We start from the raw sequence: 15939 nt of genomic DNA, 5'->3' as shown, positions 1-15939 counted from the left end.
GCGGGCGTACGGTACCCGCAGCCCCATTGGGACCGCCGCGCCAAGGAGGCACGCGATGCAGGACCGCACCCCTCGCGCGGAGGAGCTGGAGCCGATCGAGCGCGCCGGCATCGACGAGCTGCGCGACCTGCAACGCGAACGGCTGCGCTGGTCGTTGCGGCACGCGTACGACAACGTGCCGCACTACCGCCGGGCGTTCGACGCGGCCGGGGTGCACCCCGACGACTGCCGGGACCTCGACGACCTGGCCCGCTTCCCGTTCACCGGCAAGGCGGAGCTGCGGGAGAACTACCCGTTCGGCATGTTCGCCGTCCCCCGCGAGCGGGTGGCCCGGTTGCATGCCTCCTCCGGCACCACCGGCCGACCGACGGTGGTCGGCTACACCCGCGACGACCTGCGCACCTGGGCGCGACTGATGGCCCGGTCGATCCGCGCCTCGGGGGGCCGTCCCGGCGACCGGGTGCACGTCGCGTACGGCTACGGGCTCTTCACCGGGGGTCTGGGCGCGCACTACGGCGCCGAGGAGCTGGGCTGCACCGTCATCCCGGTCTCCGGCGGCATGACCGAGCGTCAGGTCATGCTGATCCGCGACTTCGAACCCGAGGTCATCATGGTCACGCCCAGCTACATGCTCGCCATCGCCGACGAGATGCAGCGCCAGGGCGTCGACCCGCGCGCCACGTCGCTGCGGGTGGGCATCTTCGGGGCGGAGCCGTGGACCGAGGACATGCGCCGGGAGATGGAACAGCGACTGGACATCCACGCGGTGGACATCTACGGGCTCTCCGAGGTGATGGGTCCCGGCGTGGCCACCGAGTGCGTCGAGACCAAGGACGGGCTGCACGTCTGGGAGGACCACTTCTACCCCGAGATCATCGACCCGGTCAGCGGGGCGGTGCTGCCCGACGGTGAGCGGGGTGAGCTGGTGTTGACCTCGCTGACCAAGGAGGCGATGCCGGTCGTGCGCTACCGCACCCGCGACCTGACCCGGCTGCTGCCCGGCACCGCCCGGCCGATGCGCCGGATCGAGAAGATCACCGGTCGGACGGACGACATGATGATCGTGCGCGGGGTGAACATCTTCCCCACCCAGATCGAGGAGCTGATCCTGCGGACGCCGCAGTTGTCGCCGCACTTCCAGTGCGTACTCGATCGGCAGGGCCGGTTGGACACCCTGACCGTGCGGGTGGAACGACGGGCCGGCGTTGGTGTGGACGCCGCCGAACGGGCCGGGGCGACACTGGTCCAGCTGGTGAAGAACACCATCGGTGTGAGCGTGGCGGTCGACGTGCTCGCCCCGGACGCCGTGGAGCGGTCGATGGGCAAGATGCGCCGCATCGTCGACCAGCGGGCGGCCGGCTGACCCACGGCCGACACTCGGTCTCGTCCTGGACCGGGCCGCAGTTCTGTCTCCTGTAGAGCTGCCCCGGTTGTGGGGCAACTGGTGTGGTCAGAGGGCGTCGCGGGTTCTGTCGGCGGTTCCCGGGGCGTCGTGGACATAAGATCCTGCCCATGCGTGTGCTGGTGGTCTCCGCGCCCCTGGTCGGGCACGTCTTCCCGCTGGTGCCGCTCGCCGTCGCGTTACGCGACGCTGGCCACGACGTGCTGCTGGCCACCGGCGGCGGTGGCCTGGCCGCCGCCGGCGCCGGTCTGCCCGTGCACGACATCGCACCCGGCTTCGACTTCGGCCGGATCGCGCTTCGGGTCTTCCCCCGCCATCCGCTGATCGCGCGCGCCGAGCTGGCCGGCACCGCCGGCACCCGGGGCGCCGGTCTGCTGTTCGGCGCGCTCAACGACCAGCTCACCGACCCGGTGGTCGCGCTTGCCACCCGGTGGCGGCCGGGTCTGGTGCTGCACGAACCGTTCGCGGTGGCTGGCGCGGTGGCCGCCGCGCGGCTCGACGTGCCTGCCGTACGCCAGGAAAACGCCCTGTTCGACGGCCGGGACCTGGTCCGCGCCACAGTGGCCCGACTCGGCGGCGCACTGCGCCGGCACGGCCTGAGTGAGCTGCCGCCACCCGCCGCCGCCCTCGCCGTGGCCCCGCCCAGCGTGGCCGCACAGGGCGGTTGGCCGATGCGCTACACGTCCTACGTCGGCGGTGGCGAGCTGCCGGCCTGGCTGCGCGAGCCGGGTGACCGGCCCCGGATCCTGGTCACCCGCAGCACCCTGACCGGCCCCGGTGACCGGGGGCCGATGCCCGCCGTGGTGGCCGCCGCCGACGACGTGGACGCCGAGATCGTGCTCGTCCGCCCGGACGAGCGGTCGGCGCGTTCACTGCCCGCGAACGTGCGGGTGGTCGACTGGATTCCGCTCGACGAGGCGCTGCCGGCGAGCGCGGCACTGATCCACCACGGAGGGGCGGGCAGCGCACTCGGAGCCCTCGCCGCCGGCCTGCCCCAACTGGCCACTGTGGGTCCGGGGGACCGACGGCACAACGCCGAGCTGGTGGCCCGGCGGGGCGCCGGCCTGGCCCTGCGCCCCCGGGACATCACCGCGCAGGCGCTGACCCAGCTGCTCACCGACGACAGCCTGCGTGCCGCCGCCGGGCAGGTCAGCCGGGAGATCGCCGCGATGCCTCCACCCGCCGACCTCGTCGCGCGCCTGGCGGCACTGGTCTGAGACTCGCCCCGCGTGGCCACACCGGGTGCGCGGTCGGCTACGGCAGGATGACGTGATGCGACACGTCGTGCTGTTCCACTCCGTGTACGGCCTGCGGCCCGCCGTGCGCGCCGCCGCCGACCGGATGCGCGCCGCCGGCCATCAGGTCACCATCCCCGACCTCTACGGCGTACCGGCCACCGACACCGTCGAGGAGGGCTTCGCGCTGCTCGACAAGATCGGCCAGGAGGTGGTGCTCGACCGGGCCCGGGCAGCGCTGCGCGACCTTCCACCGGAGACGGTGCTCGCCGGCCTCTCGATGGGCGCCGGTGTGGCCGGGGCGCTGCTGACCGAGCGCCCCGACGCCGCGGGTCTGCTCCTGTTGCACGGCACCGGCGGCGCGCCCCACGCGGTCCGGCCCGGGTTGCCGGTGCAGCTGCACCTCGCCGACCCGGACCCGTACGACTCGCCGGACGAGGTCGAGGAGTGGCAGCAGGCGCTCACCGACGCTGGGGCCGACCTGATGGTCTTCCGCTACCCCGGGGTGGGGCACCTGTTCACCGACCCGGGCCTGGCGGAGCACTCCCCGGACGCCACCGCGGCGACCTGGCCCCGCGTGCTGGCCTTCCTGGCCGCCTGCTGAGGGTCAGGTCCAGCCACGGTCAGTGGTTGTGTCGCCGCCGTAGCGTGAGGACAGGCGGACTCTCGCAATCGAAAGGCGTGCCGGCGTGAACGAAACGGTCCTGAGCGTCGTTGGTCTGGTGCTGGTCGCGGTGTCGCTGTGTTTCTCCGCGCTACAGACCCGGGAGGTGGCGAGGCAGAGCCGTATCAACAACGGCATCGGTTCGGCTACCGCGCTTGTCGAGGTCAACAACCTCATTCGGTCCTGGCACGAACGTCTGCTCCAGGACCCGTCGGCGCGGCCGTACTTCTTCGAGGGGAAGCCCTGCACGCCGGACGACGCGGAGCGGGCGAAGCTGTTGACCTTTGCGGAACTGCTCGGCGACGTGCTGGAGTGCAATCTTCAGATGGCCTCGCTGCTGCCGGCCTTCAACTTCGCCCACTCGTGGCATCACTGGCCGGCCGAGATGCTGCGGCACAGCCCGATCCTCGACGAGGTGGTGGAGAGCCACCCCGAGTGGTGGCCGACGCTGCACCTGCTTCAGCAGCAGATCCGCGCCGGCGCACCGCAGGCCCATCCCCTCGTCACGGGGCACAGAGCCCGATGGCGGCCGTCGCGCTCCAGCGTCGGGGGAGAGGTTCGCCCCAAGCCCGACGCCGACGCCGAGACGACGACCTCGGCAGGCGACAGGGCGGCGATCCCTCCGCAGCGATGAGGCCCTGGGCCGTTTCCTGCGGGTTGTGCGACCGCAGCCCTCAGACGCACCTTGTTCGATATCGTGGCGCCACCTCAAGATCCGTGAGCGGGGGTGTGGCGATGACGACGACGGCGTTCGACGATCACGAGCGGTCGCGCTGGGCGGGGCGCGCGGCGGCGTACGACCGTAGCCTCGCCGCGCTCTGTGCCCATCCCGCGCCGTCGTTGCTGGACGCCGCGAACGTCGGCGCGGGCACCCGCGTACTCGACGCCGGCACCGGCTCCGGGACGGTGGCCAGGTTGGCGAGCGCCCGCGGCGCCACCGTCGTGGCCGTCGATGCCGAGCCCAGCATGGTGGAGCTGGCACGCAGCCGCGTCCCGTCCGCCGAGGAGGTCCGCCTCGCCGCCCTGCCCCGGCTGCCGTTCTCCTCGGGGTCCTTCGACGCGGCCGTGGCGAACTTCGTGATCAATCACGTGGGCGACCCGCTCGCCGCGATCGGCGAGCTCCGACGGGTCGTCCGGCCGGGCGGACGGATCGCGGTGACGATCTGGCCCGACCCGCCGCCCGAGGCGCAGAGCCTCTGGGGCGAGGTCTTCGACGCCGCCGGGGTCGACCGTCCGACGTCGGTGCCGAGGGTGGACGCGGAGAGGGACTTTCCCCGTACCCCCGAGGGGTTCGCCGGGTTGCTCGACGCCGCCGGTCTCGTCGACGTGCGCTGCGACACGATCACCTGGGCGCATCGCACCGACCCCGAGGCGTGGTGGGGCGGCCCCGCCAACGGCATCAGCAGGCCGGGCCTGCTGATGGAGACCCAACCAGCGGCCATGATCGTGCGGATCCGTGCCGCGTACAACGAGCTGACCGCCCCCTACCGCGACCCGGACGGCCTGCTCGCGCGGCCCACCGCGGCGCTGCTGGCCTCGGCGTCCGTGCCGTAGGACGACCCGGCTGCGCCCGGCCCGCTGCGGGTGCACCGCTGGCAGTTCGGCGGGCGACCGTCCTGACTCGCTCCCGAGACCTGCTGGGGACGGTTGTGCCGATCGGTGGCAGCTCAGCAGGCGGGTGCTCGGCGTGTCGAGTTGCTCAGCTGCCAACGTCACGGGACGAGTGACGACGCCGGTCCCTCAGGCGGAGGCGGCCAGGCCAGTCGGCCAGCGGATCAACGGCAGGCGCCCTCCGGTGCGCACCACGTCCGGTGGAGCCCCGGCACCGGCAGCCGCCGCGCGTCCGGGTGGCCCCGGCACGGCAGGCACCGCGCGGATCGTTGTCGGGGACCGGTCGGGGGCCGCAGGCCAGTGACCGCCCGCATTGTTCGGTGTCGCGGACGCCCGGGTCGGCGGCACGTCACCAGCCGGCGCAACGGCCCGGAGCCGGCGGAAGCCCAACGGTCGGTTGGCTCCGCGGGTCGGCGCGGTCGGTGAGGTGGCCATTGTCGGGCTGGCGAGGCCTCGGCGCAGCGGGTCGGTGGCGCCGGAGGGCGGCACCGCGAGGACGCCGTCGAGGCGGCCGTCCCGGGCGCGAACGACGTCGAGGGGCACGACCTCGGCGCGCCGCACACCCGAGCTGCTGACGGCAGCTCGATCGGACCCAGCTCGGTCGGCCGCAGCGCGGTCACGGGCAAGGACGGCGTCCGGGCGGACGGGGTCGAGGCGCGGTGCTTCGGCGGCTCGGCGGCCGAAGACGGCCCGCAACGCGCGGGGCAACCGTTCGGCGGCGACCTGGCGCAGCGCGGGCGTGACGAACGCGTACCCGTCGGCGCGCCGGGGGAGCAGCAGCCCGGCCGCGACCAGCCCGCGTAGGGCCGGCGCGGACCGGCCCGGCGCCCAACCGAGGGCCCGGTCGACGGCAGCACTGGCGACCACACCGCCGATGGTGGCAGCGGCCATCAGCACCGCCCGCCGTTCACCGTCGAGGTGGTCCAGCTCCGCGCAGACGGCCCGGCGGACCGCGTCGGGCAGCGGGAGCGTCACCCGGTCGGCACCGTCCACGATCGACCGCACGTACGCCGCCGCGTGCCCGGGACGGCCCCCCACCAGGGGCAGCAGCCGGTCGGCCAGGGTCACGGGTTGCCCGGCGCGGGTGAGCAGGTGGCGCAGCAGCCGCCCGGACTGCACCGTGGCCAGCGGCCCGATCGTCACCCGTCGGGCCGGGCTCGGCCGCGTGTCGGCCCACTGCGGCTGGTGCAGGGTGATCAGGGCCAGTGGCAACCCGCGCGCCGTCGCCGTGCTGAACAGCGCGTGCAGGAAACGGCTCATCGCCGGCGCCGCCCGGTCCACGTCGTCCACGGCGACGATCAGCGGCTGGTGCGCGGCCAGACGCAGCAGGACGTCCCGGCAGATCGCCGCCCCCGCCAGCGCCGCCGAGGAGCCGTCCGGGGTGGTCAGGAACCGCTGCAGGGCCGGGATCGCCGCCGCGACGCGCTCCGGCGGGAACAGCGACGCCAGGGCGGCCACCAACCGGTCGTGGACCACCGCCGGGCCGTCACCGTGCCGTACCCCGGCGAGGCCGCGGAGCAGCTCGGCTGCCGGCGCCATGACCTGATCGGGGTACGGCTGGCAGGTCGCCACACACCAGCGCACCGGCATCCCGTCCACCGTGGTCAGCCCACGGGTCAACTCGTGCAGCAGCCGGCTTCGCCCACTGCCGGTGGGGCCGACCAGGGAGATCCAGCGCGGGTCGTGCTCGCGGATGGCCCGGCTCAACTGGTCGCGGATCGTGGCCAGCTCGCGGCGGCGACCGATCAGCGGACCGTCGTGCCGGTCGTTGCCCGGACGGACCGGACCGACGGCGTGCCAGACCGGCATCGGCGGCACCCGGCCAGCGACCGGCACCGGCGTCAGCTGACGCTGGGTGATCAGGCCGGCGGTGGCACGGGCGGTGGCCGCGCAGAGCGCGACGGCGCCGGGTGGCGCGTACTCTTGCAGGCGGGCCGCGGTGGTGATCACCGCGCCGCTGGCCACGCCGTGCCCGCCACTGACGGCGCTGCCCAGGTCGACCACGACCTCGCCGGTGGCGACGCCGACGCGGACCCGCAGTCTGCTGTCGCCGACCATCGGTCGGCGGTCCAGCGCGGCCTGGATCTCAAGCCCGGCGCGCACCGCCCGGTACGCGTCGAAGCCGTCCGAGTGCCGGGCGCCGAAGAGCGCCATCACCGCGTCGCCGACGTACTTCTCCACCACCCCCTGCCAGCGGTGCAGCACACCGGCCACGGTGTCGAAGTAGGCCCGTTGCAACGCGCGGACGTCCTCCGGGTCGAGTCGGTCCACCAACGCGGTGGAGCCGACGATGTCCGCGAAGAGCACCGTGACTGTGCGTCTCTCCTGGGGCACCGGCCAGTGCGGGGTCGAGGTCCGCTGCGCGTCGACGATGGTGGTGGTCATGGGTATCGCACCGGCCCTTCTCCCCGCTCATGCCTGATGACCTCCGGAGATTGGCATTCCTGGGCTCACGGGGGATCTGCCGAACGACGTATGTCGGCCACCCGCAACCTTTAGTCGCAAAGTCGACGCGAGGAGTACCACAAGCGACGTATGGCCGTAGAACGGTGAGGGGCCCTGTGATTAGGCTGCGTGCCATGGCCAGCGATGTGGACACCGCACCGCTCGTGGGTCGGGCCGAGCTGGTGCAGACGGTTCGGTCCGCGTTGCTCGGTGACGGCGCGCACGGGCAGACCGCCGCCGTCTTCCTGACCGGCGAGAGCGGTGTGGGCAAGACCCGGCTGCTGGGCGAGATCGGCGACCGGCTGCGTGAGCAGGGCGCCGTGGTGCTCACCGGCAGTTGTCTGGACATCGGCGACGCGTCGCCTCTGCACCCGCTGTTGCAGGCGCTGCGGCGTTTCGACGCTGATCTGTCCACGCGCGCCCGCACATCCTCGGCGGTGCGGGGGCTTTTGCAGATGTTCGCCGACGAGACCGCCGGCCCGGACGGCGCGGGAGCGCTGCTGGAGCGGGTCTCGCGCGGGCTGCACCTGATCGCCGAGGGTCGACCGCTGGTGCTGATCCTCGACGACCTGCAGTGGGTCGACCGCAGCACCCGGCAGCTGCTGCTCTACCTGTTGGCCGGGCTCGGTGACCTCCAGCTCTCGGTGCTGGCGGCGGTGCGCGCCGAGTCGTTGCAGGGCGCACACCCGCTGCGTCGGGTGCTCACCGAGTTGCGCCGGCTGCGCACGGTGCGGGTGCTCGACCTGGCGCCGCTGGACCGGGCCGACACCGAGGAGCTCGCCGCCGCCGTGGTCGGCCGGACACTGTCCGCCGAGGCGGCCGAGCAGGTGTGGCAGCGCAGCGGCGGCAACCCGTTCGTCATCGAGGAGCTGGCCCGCGACCTGCGCGACGGCCGCGACGGTCTGTCCGAGACGCTGCGGGAGATCTTCCTCGACCGGGTCGACGCGCTGCCCCAGCACGCGCACGCGGTGGTGCACGCGGTGGCCGCCGGTGTCGAGCCAGTGCAGCACTGGCTGCTGGCCCAGGTGCTGCGCCTGCCGGAGGACGAGCTGATCGACGCCGCCCGCGCCGCTGTGGCACACCGGCTGCTGGTCGGCGCCGACGACGGCTACCGCCTGCGGCACCGCCTCGTGGCCGAGGTGCTGGCCCACGAGTTGCTGCCGGCCGAGCGTTCCGGGCTGCACCGCCGCTACGCCGAGGCGTTGACCGCCGCGCCGGGTGAGCTGCACCAGGCGCGACTGGCACACCACTGGCGGCTGGCCGGTGAGCCAGCGCGCGCGTTGCCGGCGGCGGTCGCCGCCGCGCAGGAGGCCGAGCGGCTGCACGGTTACGCCGAGGCGCACCGGCACTGGTCGGCGGCGTTGCAACTGGCCGCCGACCCGGGCCCGCTGACGGTGGACCGCGTCGAGCTGCTGGAGAACGCCGCCGAGGCCGCCCACCACTGCGGGGAGCACGCCCGCGCGTTGGCCCTGCTGGAGGAGTTGGCCGCGCTGCGGGGCGGCGAGCCGAGCTGCGCGCTGCACATCCGTCGGGCCCGTTACCTGGCCGCCGCCGGCCGCTCGGCGCTGGCCGAGGAGGAATACCAGCGGGCGCTGAAGGCGGCGGACTGTTCCCCGCGTGACCGCGCCGCCGCGGCCGCGCGCCTGGCCGAGCTGCTGCTGCACCTGGGCCGCTACGCCGACGCCGGCGAGCGGGCACGCGAGGCGCTGGCGCTGGCCGAGGACGTGGAGGGCTCCGCCACCGAGGTCGTGCTGGCCAGCTCGGCGCTGGGCTTCAGCGACGCCTGTCTGGAAGACCCGGACGCCGGTCTGGCGGTCATGCGCGACGCCCTCGACACCGCCGAGCGCGCCGGCCAACCGGAGGACGTGGCCTGCGCCTACCTGCACCTGGCGGAGCTGCTGACCGGGCCGCTGAACATCCTCGAAGAGGGCGTGGTGGTGGCGCGGCGCGGCGCCGAGCGGGTGGCCGAGCTGGGGCTGGGCCGCACCTGGGGCACCCGGTTGCTGGCCATCGCCATCAACGGGCTGTTCCGGGTGGGCCAGTGGGCCGAGGCCGAGAAGGTGGTCGCCGCGGCCCTGCGGCACCGACCCTCCGGCGCGGACGCCGTCGAGTTGCTGCTCGCCCGGTGCCGGCTCTCGGTGGGCTACGGGGACATCGAGGCCGCCGGTCGGGACCTCGACGCGGTGGCGACCCTGCTCGCCGGCGGCGGGGCGCGCCACGTCATCCCGCTGCTCACCCTGCGGTCCGGGCTGGCCATGTGGGAGGGCCGGCACGACGTGGCGCGGCTGGCGGTCCAGCGCGGCCTCACCGAGAGTCGCTCCGACGACGTGATGATCCTGTCCGCCCTGGTCTGGCACGGGCTGCGCGCCGAGGCGGAGGCGCACGCCAGCCGCACCGTGGACGTGGACCCGACCGCCGTACGCCGGTTGCGGGACGTCGCCGACCGGGTGGCGCGCAAGAGCGCCGGCGCGGCCCGACCGGTGCGCTCGGTGGTGGAGGGCTTCCTTGCGCTCTGTGCCGCCGAGGTGAGCCGCCTCGACGGCAGCGACCCGGAGCTGTGGGCCGTGTCGGCCGCCGAGTGGGACCGACGTCATCACCCCTACCCGGCGGCGTACTCCCGGCTGCGGCAGGCCGAGGCGCTGCTGGCTCGTCGCAGCCGGGTGGCCACCGCCGGCAAGCTGTTGCGGGAGGCGTACCACGTGGCGCAGGGGCTGGGCGCGGTGCCGTTGACCTCGGAGATCCGCGAGCTGGCCGGGCGGGCCCGGGTGTCGCTGGAGGAGCGGGAGCCCAACGGCGCCACCCGCGGGGTGCCCACCGAGGAGTCCGACGACGAGTTGGCCGCGCTCACCGCACGGGAGCGGGAGGTGCTCGCGCTGGTCGCCGAGGGGCTGACCAACAAGGAGATCGGTCAGCGGCTGTTCATCAGCGAGCGGACCATCGGGGTGCACGTGTCGCACATCTTCGACAAGCTCCAGGTCCGCACCCGCGTCCAGGCCAGCGCGATCCAGCTGCGCAACCACCGGGGCTGATCGACCCCGTCGTACGTAGGCCCGTGCGCGCGCCGGGATACGTCGTTCTACTGATCCGTCGCACGGGTGTCGGCTGAGAGGCTGGGCCGCGTCGACGACGGCACGGGGGATGCCGCCGACCACCATGGAGGAGAGATGACCGAACCGGTCTGGGGGCCCGTGCACCGGGACATCGTCGACCTGCTCGCCGACCATCCCGCGGACGTGCCGGCCGTGGTCGATCACCTCACCAAGCTTCAGGACATGCTGGTGCGGCTGCCTCCGTTGGAGGCCAGCTGCCCACTGGCCGACTTCAACAGGCTCTACCTGACCATCACCAGCAGTGTGCTGGACGGGCTGTACGACGACCGCTTCGTCGACCCGGCGTTCCTCTCCCGGCTCGACGTCGAGTTCGCGGCGCGCTATTTCGACGCGATGCGGATGTGGACCGACTCCAGCCCGGGCACGCCGAAGGCGTGGTCGTGTCTCTTCGAGCGGATGCGGGGGCCGGACGCCCGCCCGTTGCCCTCGGCGGCGGCCGGGGTCAACGCGCACATCAACTTCGACCTGCCGTTCGCCCTGGTGACCACGTTCGACCACCTGGAGTCGGAGCCGGTCGACGGCAGCGACCAGCACCACGACTACCTGGAGATCAACAAGATCTTCGCGGACAAGATCCCCGGCCTGCGCCGCGGCTATCTGGAGCGGTGGCAGCTGCTCATCGACATGCTCAACGGCGACATCGACGACTGGTACCAGGGGGAACTGGTCGAGTACACCCGCGATGTCGCCTGGCGTAACGCGCAGAAGATCTGGCGGTGCCGGCACGACCCGGACGCCCGCGAGTGTGAGCGCATGCGGTTGGACGACAACGCCGCGGCGCTCGGCCGGCTGCTGCTCTCGCCCCTCGGGGCGTTCCTGCAGTAGTCGGGACGGGGGGTCCCCGCGCTCCGCCCCGTGGGGGGCGGCGGAGCGCGGGGACGCGTTCCACCAGCTCCACCCACCTCGCGTGGTCGCCCGACGTTCGGTCGGCCCCCGGGGAGAACAGCCGGTCGGCCCGGGGGGTGTCGACCGTCTGCCACCGTCGGCCGGCCCGGGGGGTGCCGGCCGGCGGTGGGGGAGGGGCGGCGACGGTGCGAGATTCGGGGGTGTCGGCGGGCGCGCAACGGGTACGCCCGCGCCATGACCGTCCTGGCCCGGCACCGTCCCGCCGCCCGACCCCGGCCGGCGCGGCCCGGGCCCCTGCGGCCGGGTGGCCCGGTGTCGCGACCCACCGCCCGGCCCGGTGCGCGATGACCGAGGCCGCGACGCGGTTTCCGTTCCGCTTCGATCCGGCGTTCCGCCCGGCGCTGGCGCTGCTGGGGATCCGCCCGGCGACGGCCTGGGTGGCCGTGACCGACCGGGACCTGACGATCCGGTACGGGCCGTGGCGGCTGCGGACCCGCCGGGACAACGTGACCGGCGTCGAGTTGAGCGGCCCGTACCGCTGGTGGCGGGTGATCGGGCCGCACCTGTCCTTGGCCGACGGGGGCGCGAGCTTCGGCACCAGCACGGCTGGCGGGATCTGTCTGCGCTTCGGCGAACCGGTGCCGGCCCTGGTGCCCGGCGGGCGCCCACGGCACCCGGCGGTCACGGTGACCATCACCGACCCGCCGGCGCTGGCCCGGCTGCTCGCCGTCCCGGACCTGTCCTGAGCAGGCCGTCCACGTCCCCGTTTCCGCCGGCCGGGCCCCCGGCCACCGCCTACCGTCGGATCAGGACCTGTGAGGGTGGGACGGACGATGGGTGACGAGCACCGGGCGAAACCACGACGCTGGAGTGGACGCCGGCACACACCGAACGGGCCCGACCCGGCGCTGCGGGCGGCCCGCGACCCGGCCCGCCCGCACCGGAGCGGCCGGCAGGGCGTCGTGGTGCCCGAACGCGTGCCCACCCCGGTCCGTTCGGGGCCGCCGGCGAGCCGACTGCGCCGGTGGCTCTTCCAGCACCAGGTGCAGCCCCCCGGCCCGGAGGCGACCGAGGGGCAGGAGCGCAGGCACGCCTGGTGGCAGGTGATGTGCCTGACCGGCGTGGACTACTTCTCCACCCTGTCGTACCTGCCGGGCATCGCGGCGGTGGCGGCCGGCGCGCTCTCCCCGCTGGCGACCCTCCTGATCGTCGCGCTCACCCTGTTCGGCATGCTGCCGATGTACCGGCGGGTGGCCCACGAGAGCCCGCACGGCCAGGGGTCGGTGGCGATGCTGGAACGGCTGCTGCCGTTCTGGCGGGGCAAGATCTTCGTCCTGGTGCTGCTCGGCTTCGTGGCCACCTCCTGGATCATCACGATCACCCTCTCCTCGGCCGACGCCACAGTGCACCTGCTGGAGAACCCGTACCTGCCGGACGCCCTGCACGGCCCCCTGGTGCCGGTCGTGGTCACCGTCGTGCTGCTGCTCATCCTCGGCGGGGTGTTCCTGCTCGGGTTCCGCGAGGCGGTGGTTGTCGCCATCCCGCTGGTCGCGGTCTTCCTGGTGCTCAACGCGGTGATCGTCGTGGTCGCGGTCGTCCGGATCGTCGGCGACCCGAACATCGTGTCGGACTGGACCGCCGCGTTGACCGAGACCGGTGGCGGGCCCGGCGGTGTGCTGCTCACCGCCGTGCTGGCGTTCCCGCTGCTGGTGCTGGGGCTGTCCGGTTTCGAGACCGGGGTCAGCATGATGCCCCTGGTCTCGGCCGACGGTCCGGACAAGCAGGCCCGACTCGCCGCACGGATCCGCAACACCCGCCGGCTGCTCACCACCGCCGCCCTGATCATGTCGGTGTACCTGATCTCGACGACCTTCGTGACCACGGCGCTCATCCCGGAGGAGGAGTTCCGCCCGGGTGGCGCCGCGAACGGGCGGGCGCTGGCGTTCCTGGCGCACACCTACCTGGGGGAGGTGTTCGGCACCGTCTACGACGTGAGCAGCGTGCTCATCCTCTGGTTCGCCGGCGCCTCGGCGATGGCCGGGCTGATCAACATCGTGCCGCGCTATCTGCCCTCGTACGGCATGGCGCCGGAGTGGGCGCGGGCGGTGCGCCCGGTGGTGATCGTCTACACCGTGGTCAGCGTGGCCATCACCATCGCCTTCCGGGCCGACGTCAACGCCCAGGCCGGGGCGTACGCCACCGGCATCCTGGCGATGATGGTCTCCGGCGCGGTGGCGGTGACGATCTCCGCGGCCCGCAGCCACCAGCGTGCCGCCGCGATCGGCTTCACGGTGCTCACCCTGGTGCTGCTGTACGCGCTGCTGGAGAACGTCGTCGAGCAGCCGGACGGGATCACCATCTCCGCGCTGTTCATCCTCGGCATCATCGCGGTCTCGCTGGTCTCCCGGGTCACCCGGACCACCGAGTTGCGTGCCGAGCGGATCGAGTTCGACGAGCCGGCCCGTCGGTTCATCACCGAGTCGCTGGCCCACGACGGGCAGCTGCACCTGATCGCGAACAAGCGGCAGCAGGGCTCGGTGAAGGAGTACACGGTCAAGGAACGGGCGCAGCGGGGGATGAACCCGGTGCCCGGGGCCGCGGACGTGCTGTTCCTGGAGATCGACGTGGTCGACCCGTCGGGGTTCAGTCAGGTGCTGCGGGTGCACGGGATCGAGGTGGGGGGCTTTCGCGTGTTGCGGGCCAGCAGCCCGGCCGCGCCCAACGCGATCGCCGCGATCCTCCTGGCCCTGCGCGACGCCACCGGGGTACGTCCGCACGCGCACTTCGAGTGGTCGGAGGGGAGCCCGATCGCGCACCTGGCGCGCTATCTCATCCTCGGTCGTGGAGACACCCCACCGGTGGTACGGGAGATCATCCGTCGGACCGAGCGGGACCCGCTGCGTCGGCCGGGGATCCACGTCGGCGGGTGATCGGGTGCCCTTTTGGTGGGTTCCAAAGATGAATAAGGGCACTATTCACGTTCACACCTTCTTGTCCGTATTACGGACTTATCGTGACGTCTGGTGGTCGGCGGTACGTCGAGCGCCCCGCGCCCGGATCGGCGCGCGGTCACGGTAGGCAGGCAGGAAGGTAGGCATTCTTGATGTCCACGTACCCAGGAGGAGACCGCGCGACCCGACCCAGACGGCGGTCCCGATGGTTCCTCGCCAGCGGCTTCCTGGCGGGGAGCCTGGTCGTGGGAGCGGCCGGAGTGGCCGGCGTGGCCGCCGCCGCGGACCGGGCCCTCTCGCTCCCCGGTCTGGGCCGGCTGAGCGCGACGGCCGGAAGCGACGACGACCGCCGAGCCGACGACCAGCGTGGGGAGGGGCGCGACAAGGACGGTGCCGAGCGGGCCCGTCCGGCCACCCCGGGCACCGGCAAGCGCGGTGTGGTGTCGGTGCCCTGCGACGCCGCGAAGCTGGTGGCGGCGCTGGTGGCGGCCAACGCCGAGGGCGGCGCGGAACTCCGCCTCGCGCCCAAGTGCCGCTACACCCTGACCGAGGCGTTCCACGAGACCGACCAGTACGACGGCGGGATCCGCGACGCACGGGAAGCGGCCGACGCCGCGGAGACCCCTGGTGACGCCGAGGCGCCGCCGCACAACCCGGCCGACGACACCGCCGGCCTGCCGGTGATCTACCAGCCCATCACGATCGACGGCGCCGGAGCCACCATCGCCCGGGACGCCCAGGCCGCCGCGTTCCGGTTCTTCACCGTCCGCGACGGCGGCGAGCTGACCCTGCGCGACGTGGAACTGCACAACGGCCGCTCGGCCATCGAGGGCGGCAGCGTGCACGTGGTGCACGGCGCGACCGCGGTGGTGGAGCGGGTCACCGTCTCCCAGAGCACCTCGCTGTCCCCCGAGGGCGGCGGCGGAGGCATCTTCAACGACGGCAACATGGTGGTCAGCGACTCCACGTTCATCGGCAACAGCGCCTCCGGCGCCGCGGGCAAGGGCGGGGGCCTGCTCAACGGTGGCGTGCTGACGCTGAAGCGCTCCGAGTTCCACCGCAACAGCGCCAACGGGTACGGCGGCGGGCTCGGCAACTACCGTGGCGCGGCCGACGTGGAGAGCGTCTCCTTCACCCAGAACAGCGCCAGCCAGGGCGGTGGGCTGGCCAGCTTCTCGGCCCGGACGAAGGTCTCCGACACCGAGCTGCTGAACAACACCGCGCAGGTCGGCGGCGGCGCCGCGAACTCCGACGCGGTGCTGGTGATGCGCACGATGACCATCCGCGGCAACACGTCCACCGTCAACGGCGGCGGCATCTCGACAGTGAAGGGCCTGACGCCACTCGACGACAGCGTGGTCGACGGCAACACCACCCACGGGCTCGGCGCCGGCATCTACGCCGAGAAGGCGAACCTACTGGTACGCGGCAGCGACGTGACCCGCAACGAGGCCGTCGGCGCCGCCTCCACCGGCGGCGGCATCTACGCGACGGCGGGTTCGGTGGCCATCTACACCAGCAAGGTCACCCACAACGCGTCGACGGTGAAGCCCGGCGGCGTCTTCGCCTCGCACGCCCAGGTCAAGATCGACGATGAGAGCGTGGTCGTCGAGAACGAGCCGACCAACTGCGAGGGCAGCCAGGTGCCGATCGCGCACTGCTTCCGCTGAGCGGT

The 15939-nt window shown here is 73.3% G+C and carries 11 protein-coding genes; 10 read left to right on the top strand and 1 reads right to left on the bottom strand.

The genetic code is table 11. The features are described 5' to 3' along the window. Positions 1–55 precede the first annotated feature (55 nt). From paaK to HNR22_RS04910, 5 genes are all read left to right on the top strand, one after another. Positions 56–1363 (top strand): phenylacetate--CoA ligase PaaK, encoded by a 1308-nt coding sequence (gene paaK / locus HNR22_RS04930; RefSeq protein ID WP_179779279.1) that lies wholly within the window; start codon positions 56–58, stop codon positions 1361–1363. 149 nt (positions 1364–1512) lie between these two features. Continuing rightward, positions 1513–2619: a nucleotide disphospho-sugar-binding domain-containing protein gene (locus HNR22_RS04925; protein ID WP_179779278.1), complete on the top strand. Its 1107-nt coding sequence runs from the start codon at positions 1513–1515 to the stop codon at positions 2617–2619. A gap of 55 nt (positions 2620–2674) precedes the next feature. Beyond that, complete coding sequence (locus tag HNR22_RS04920; RefSeq protein ID WP_179779277.1) at positions 2675–3241, top strand: dienelactone hydrolase family protein; 567 nt, start codon at positions 2675–2677, stop codon at positions 3239–3241. An 85-nt stretch (positions 3242–3326) separates the two neighbouring features. Then, entirely contained in the window at positions 3327–3935 is a 609-nt protein-coding gene (locus HNR22_RS04915) for a hypothetical protein (RefSeq protein WP_179779276.1), read from the top strand. A 101-nt stretch (positions 3936–4036) separates the two neighbouring features. Next, positions 4037–4855 carry a class I SAM-dependent methyltransferase gene (locus HNR22_RS04910; RefSeq protein ID WP_179779275.1) on the top strand — a complete coding sequence of 273 codons (819 nt, stop codon included), beginning with the start codon at positions 4037–4039 and terminating at the stop codon, positions 4853–4855. A gap of 186 nt (positions 4856–5041) precedes the next feature. On the opposite strand, the gene HNR22_RS04905 is transcribed toward HNR22_RS04910, so the two are convergent. Then, a complete protein-coding gene (locus HNR22_RS04905; RefSeq protein ID WP_179779274.1) occupies positions 5042–7297 on the bottom strand; it encodes an AAA family ATPase in 2256 nt (751 codons plus the stop codon). Between the two features lie 194 nt (positions 7298–7491). Between HNR22_RS04905 and HNR22_RS04900 the strand changes: the two genes are divergently transcribed. The 5 genes from HNR22_RS04900 to HNR22_RS04880 all read left to right on the top strand — a co-directional run bounded on the left by HNR22_RS04900 (position 7492) and on the right by HNR22_RS04880 (position 15934). Continuing rightward, entirely contained in the window at positions 7492–10386 is a 2895-nt protein-coding gene (locus tag HNR22_RS04900; protein ID WP_179779273.1) for a helix-turn-helix transcriptional regulator, read from the top strand. A gap of 135 nt (positions 10387–10521) precedes the next feature. Then, complete coding sequence (locus HNR22_RS04895; protein WP_179779272.1) at positions 10522–11292, top strand: DUF5995 family protein; 771 nt, start codon at positions 10522–10524, stop codon at positions 11290–11292. Between the two features lie 365 nt (positions 11293–11657). Next, a complete protein-coding gene (locus HNR22_RS04890; RefSeq protein ID WP_179779271.1) occupies positions 11658–12059 on the top strand; it encodes a hypothetical protein in 402 nt (133 codons plus the stop codon). Positions 12060–12146: 87 nt separating this feature from the next. After that, the gene (locus tag HNR22_RS04885) at positions 12147–14243 is read left to right on the top strand and encodes an APC family permease (RefSeq protein WP_179779270.1); all 2097 of its coding nucleotides are present in this window, start codon (positions 12147–12149) and stop codon (positions 14241–14243) included. 173 nt (positions 14244–14416) lie between these two features. Beyond that, the gene (locus tag HNR22_RS04880) at positions 14417–15934 is read left to right on the top strand and encodes a right-handed parallel beta-helix repeat-containing protein (RefSeq protein WP_179779269.1); all 1518 of its coding nucleotides are present in this window, start codon (positions 14417–14419) and stop codon (positions 15932–15934) included. Positions 15935–15939: the final 5 nt, after the last annotated feature.

The sequence above is a fragment of the Micromonospora jinlongensis genome (assembly GCF_013410645.1).
In the GTDB taxonomy this organism is placed as follows: Bacteria; Actinomycetota; Actinomycetes; order Mycobacteriales; family Micromonosporaceae; genus Micromonospora; species Micromonospora zamorensis.
The sequence above is the reverse complement of the archived record's forward strand: the minus strand, read 5'-3'. Positions and strand labels throughout refer to the sequence as shown.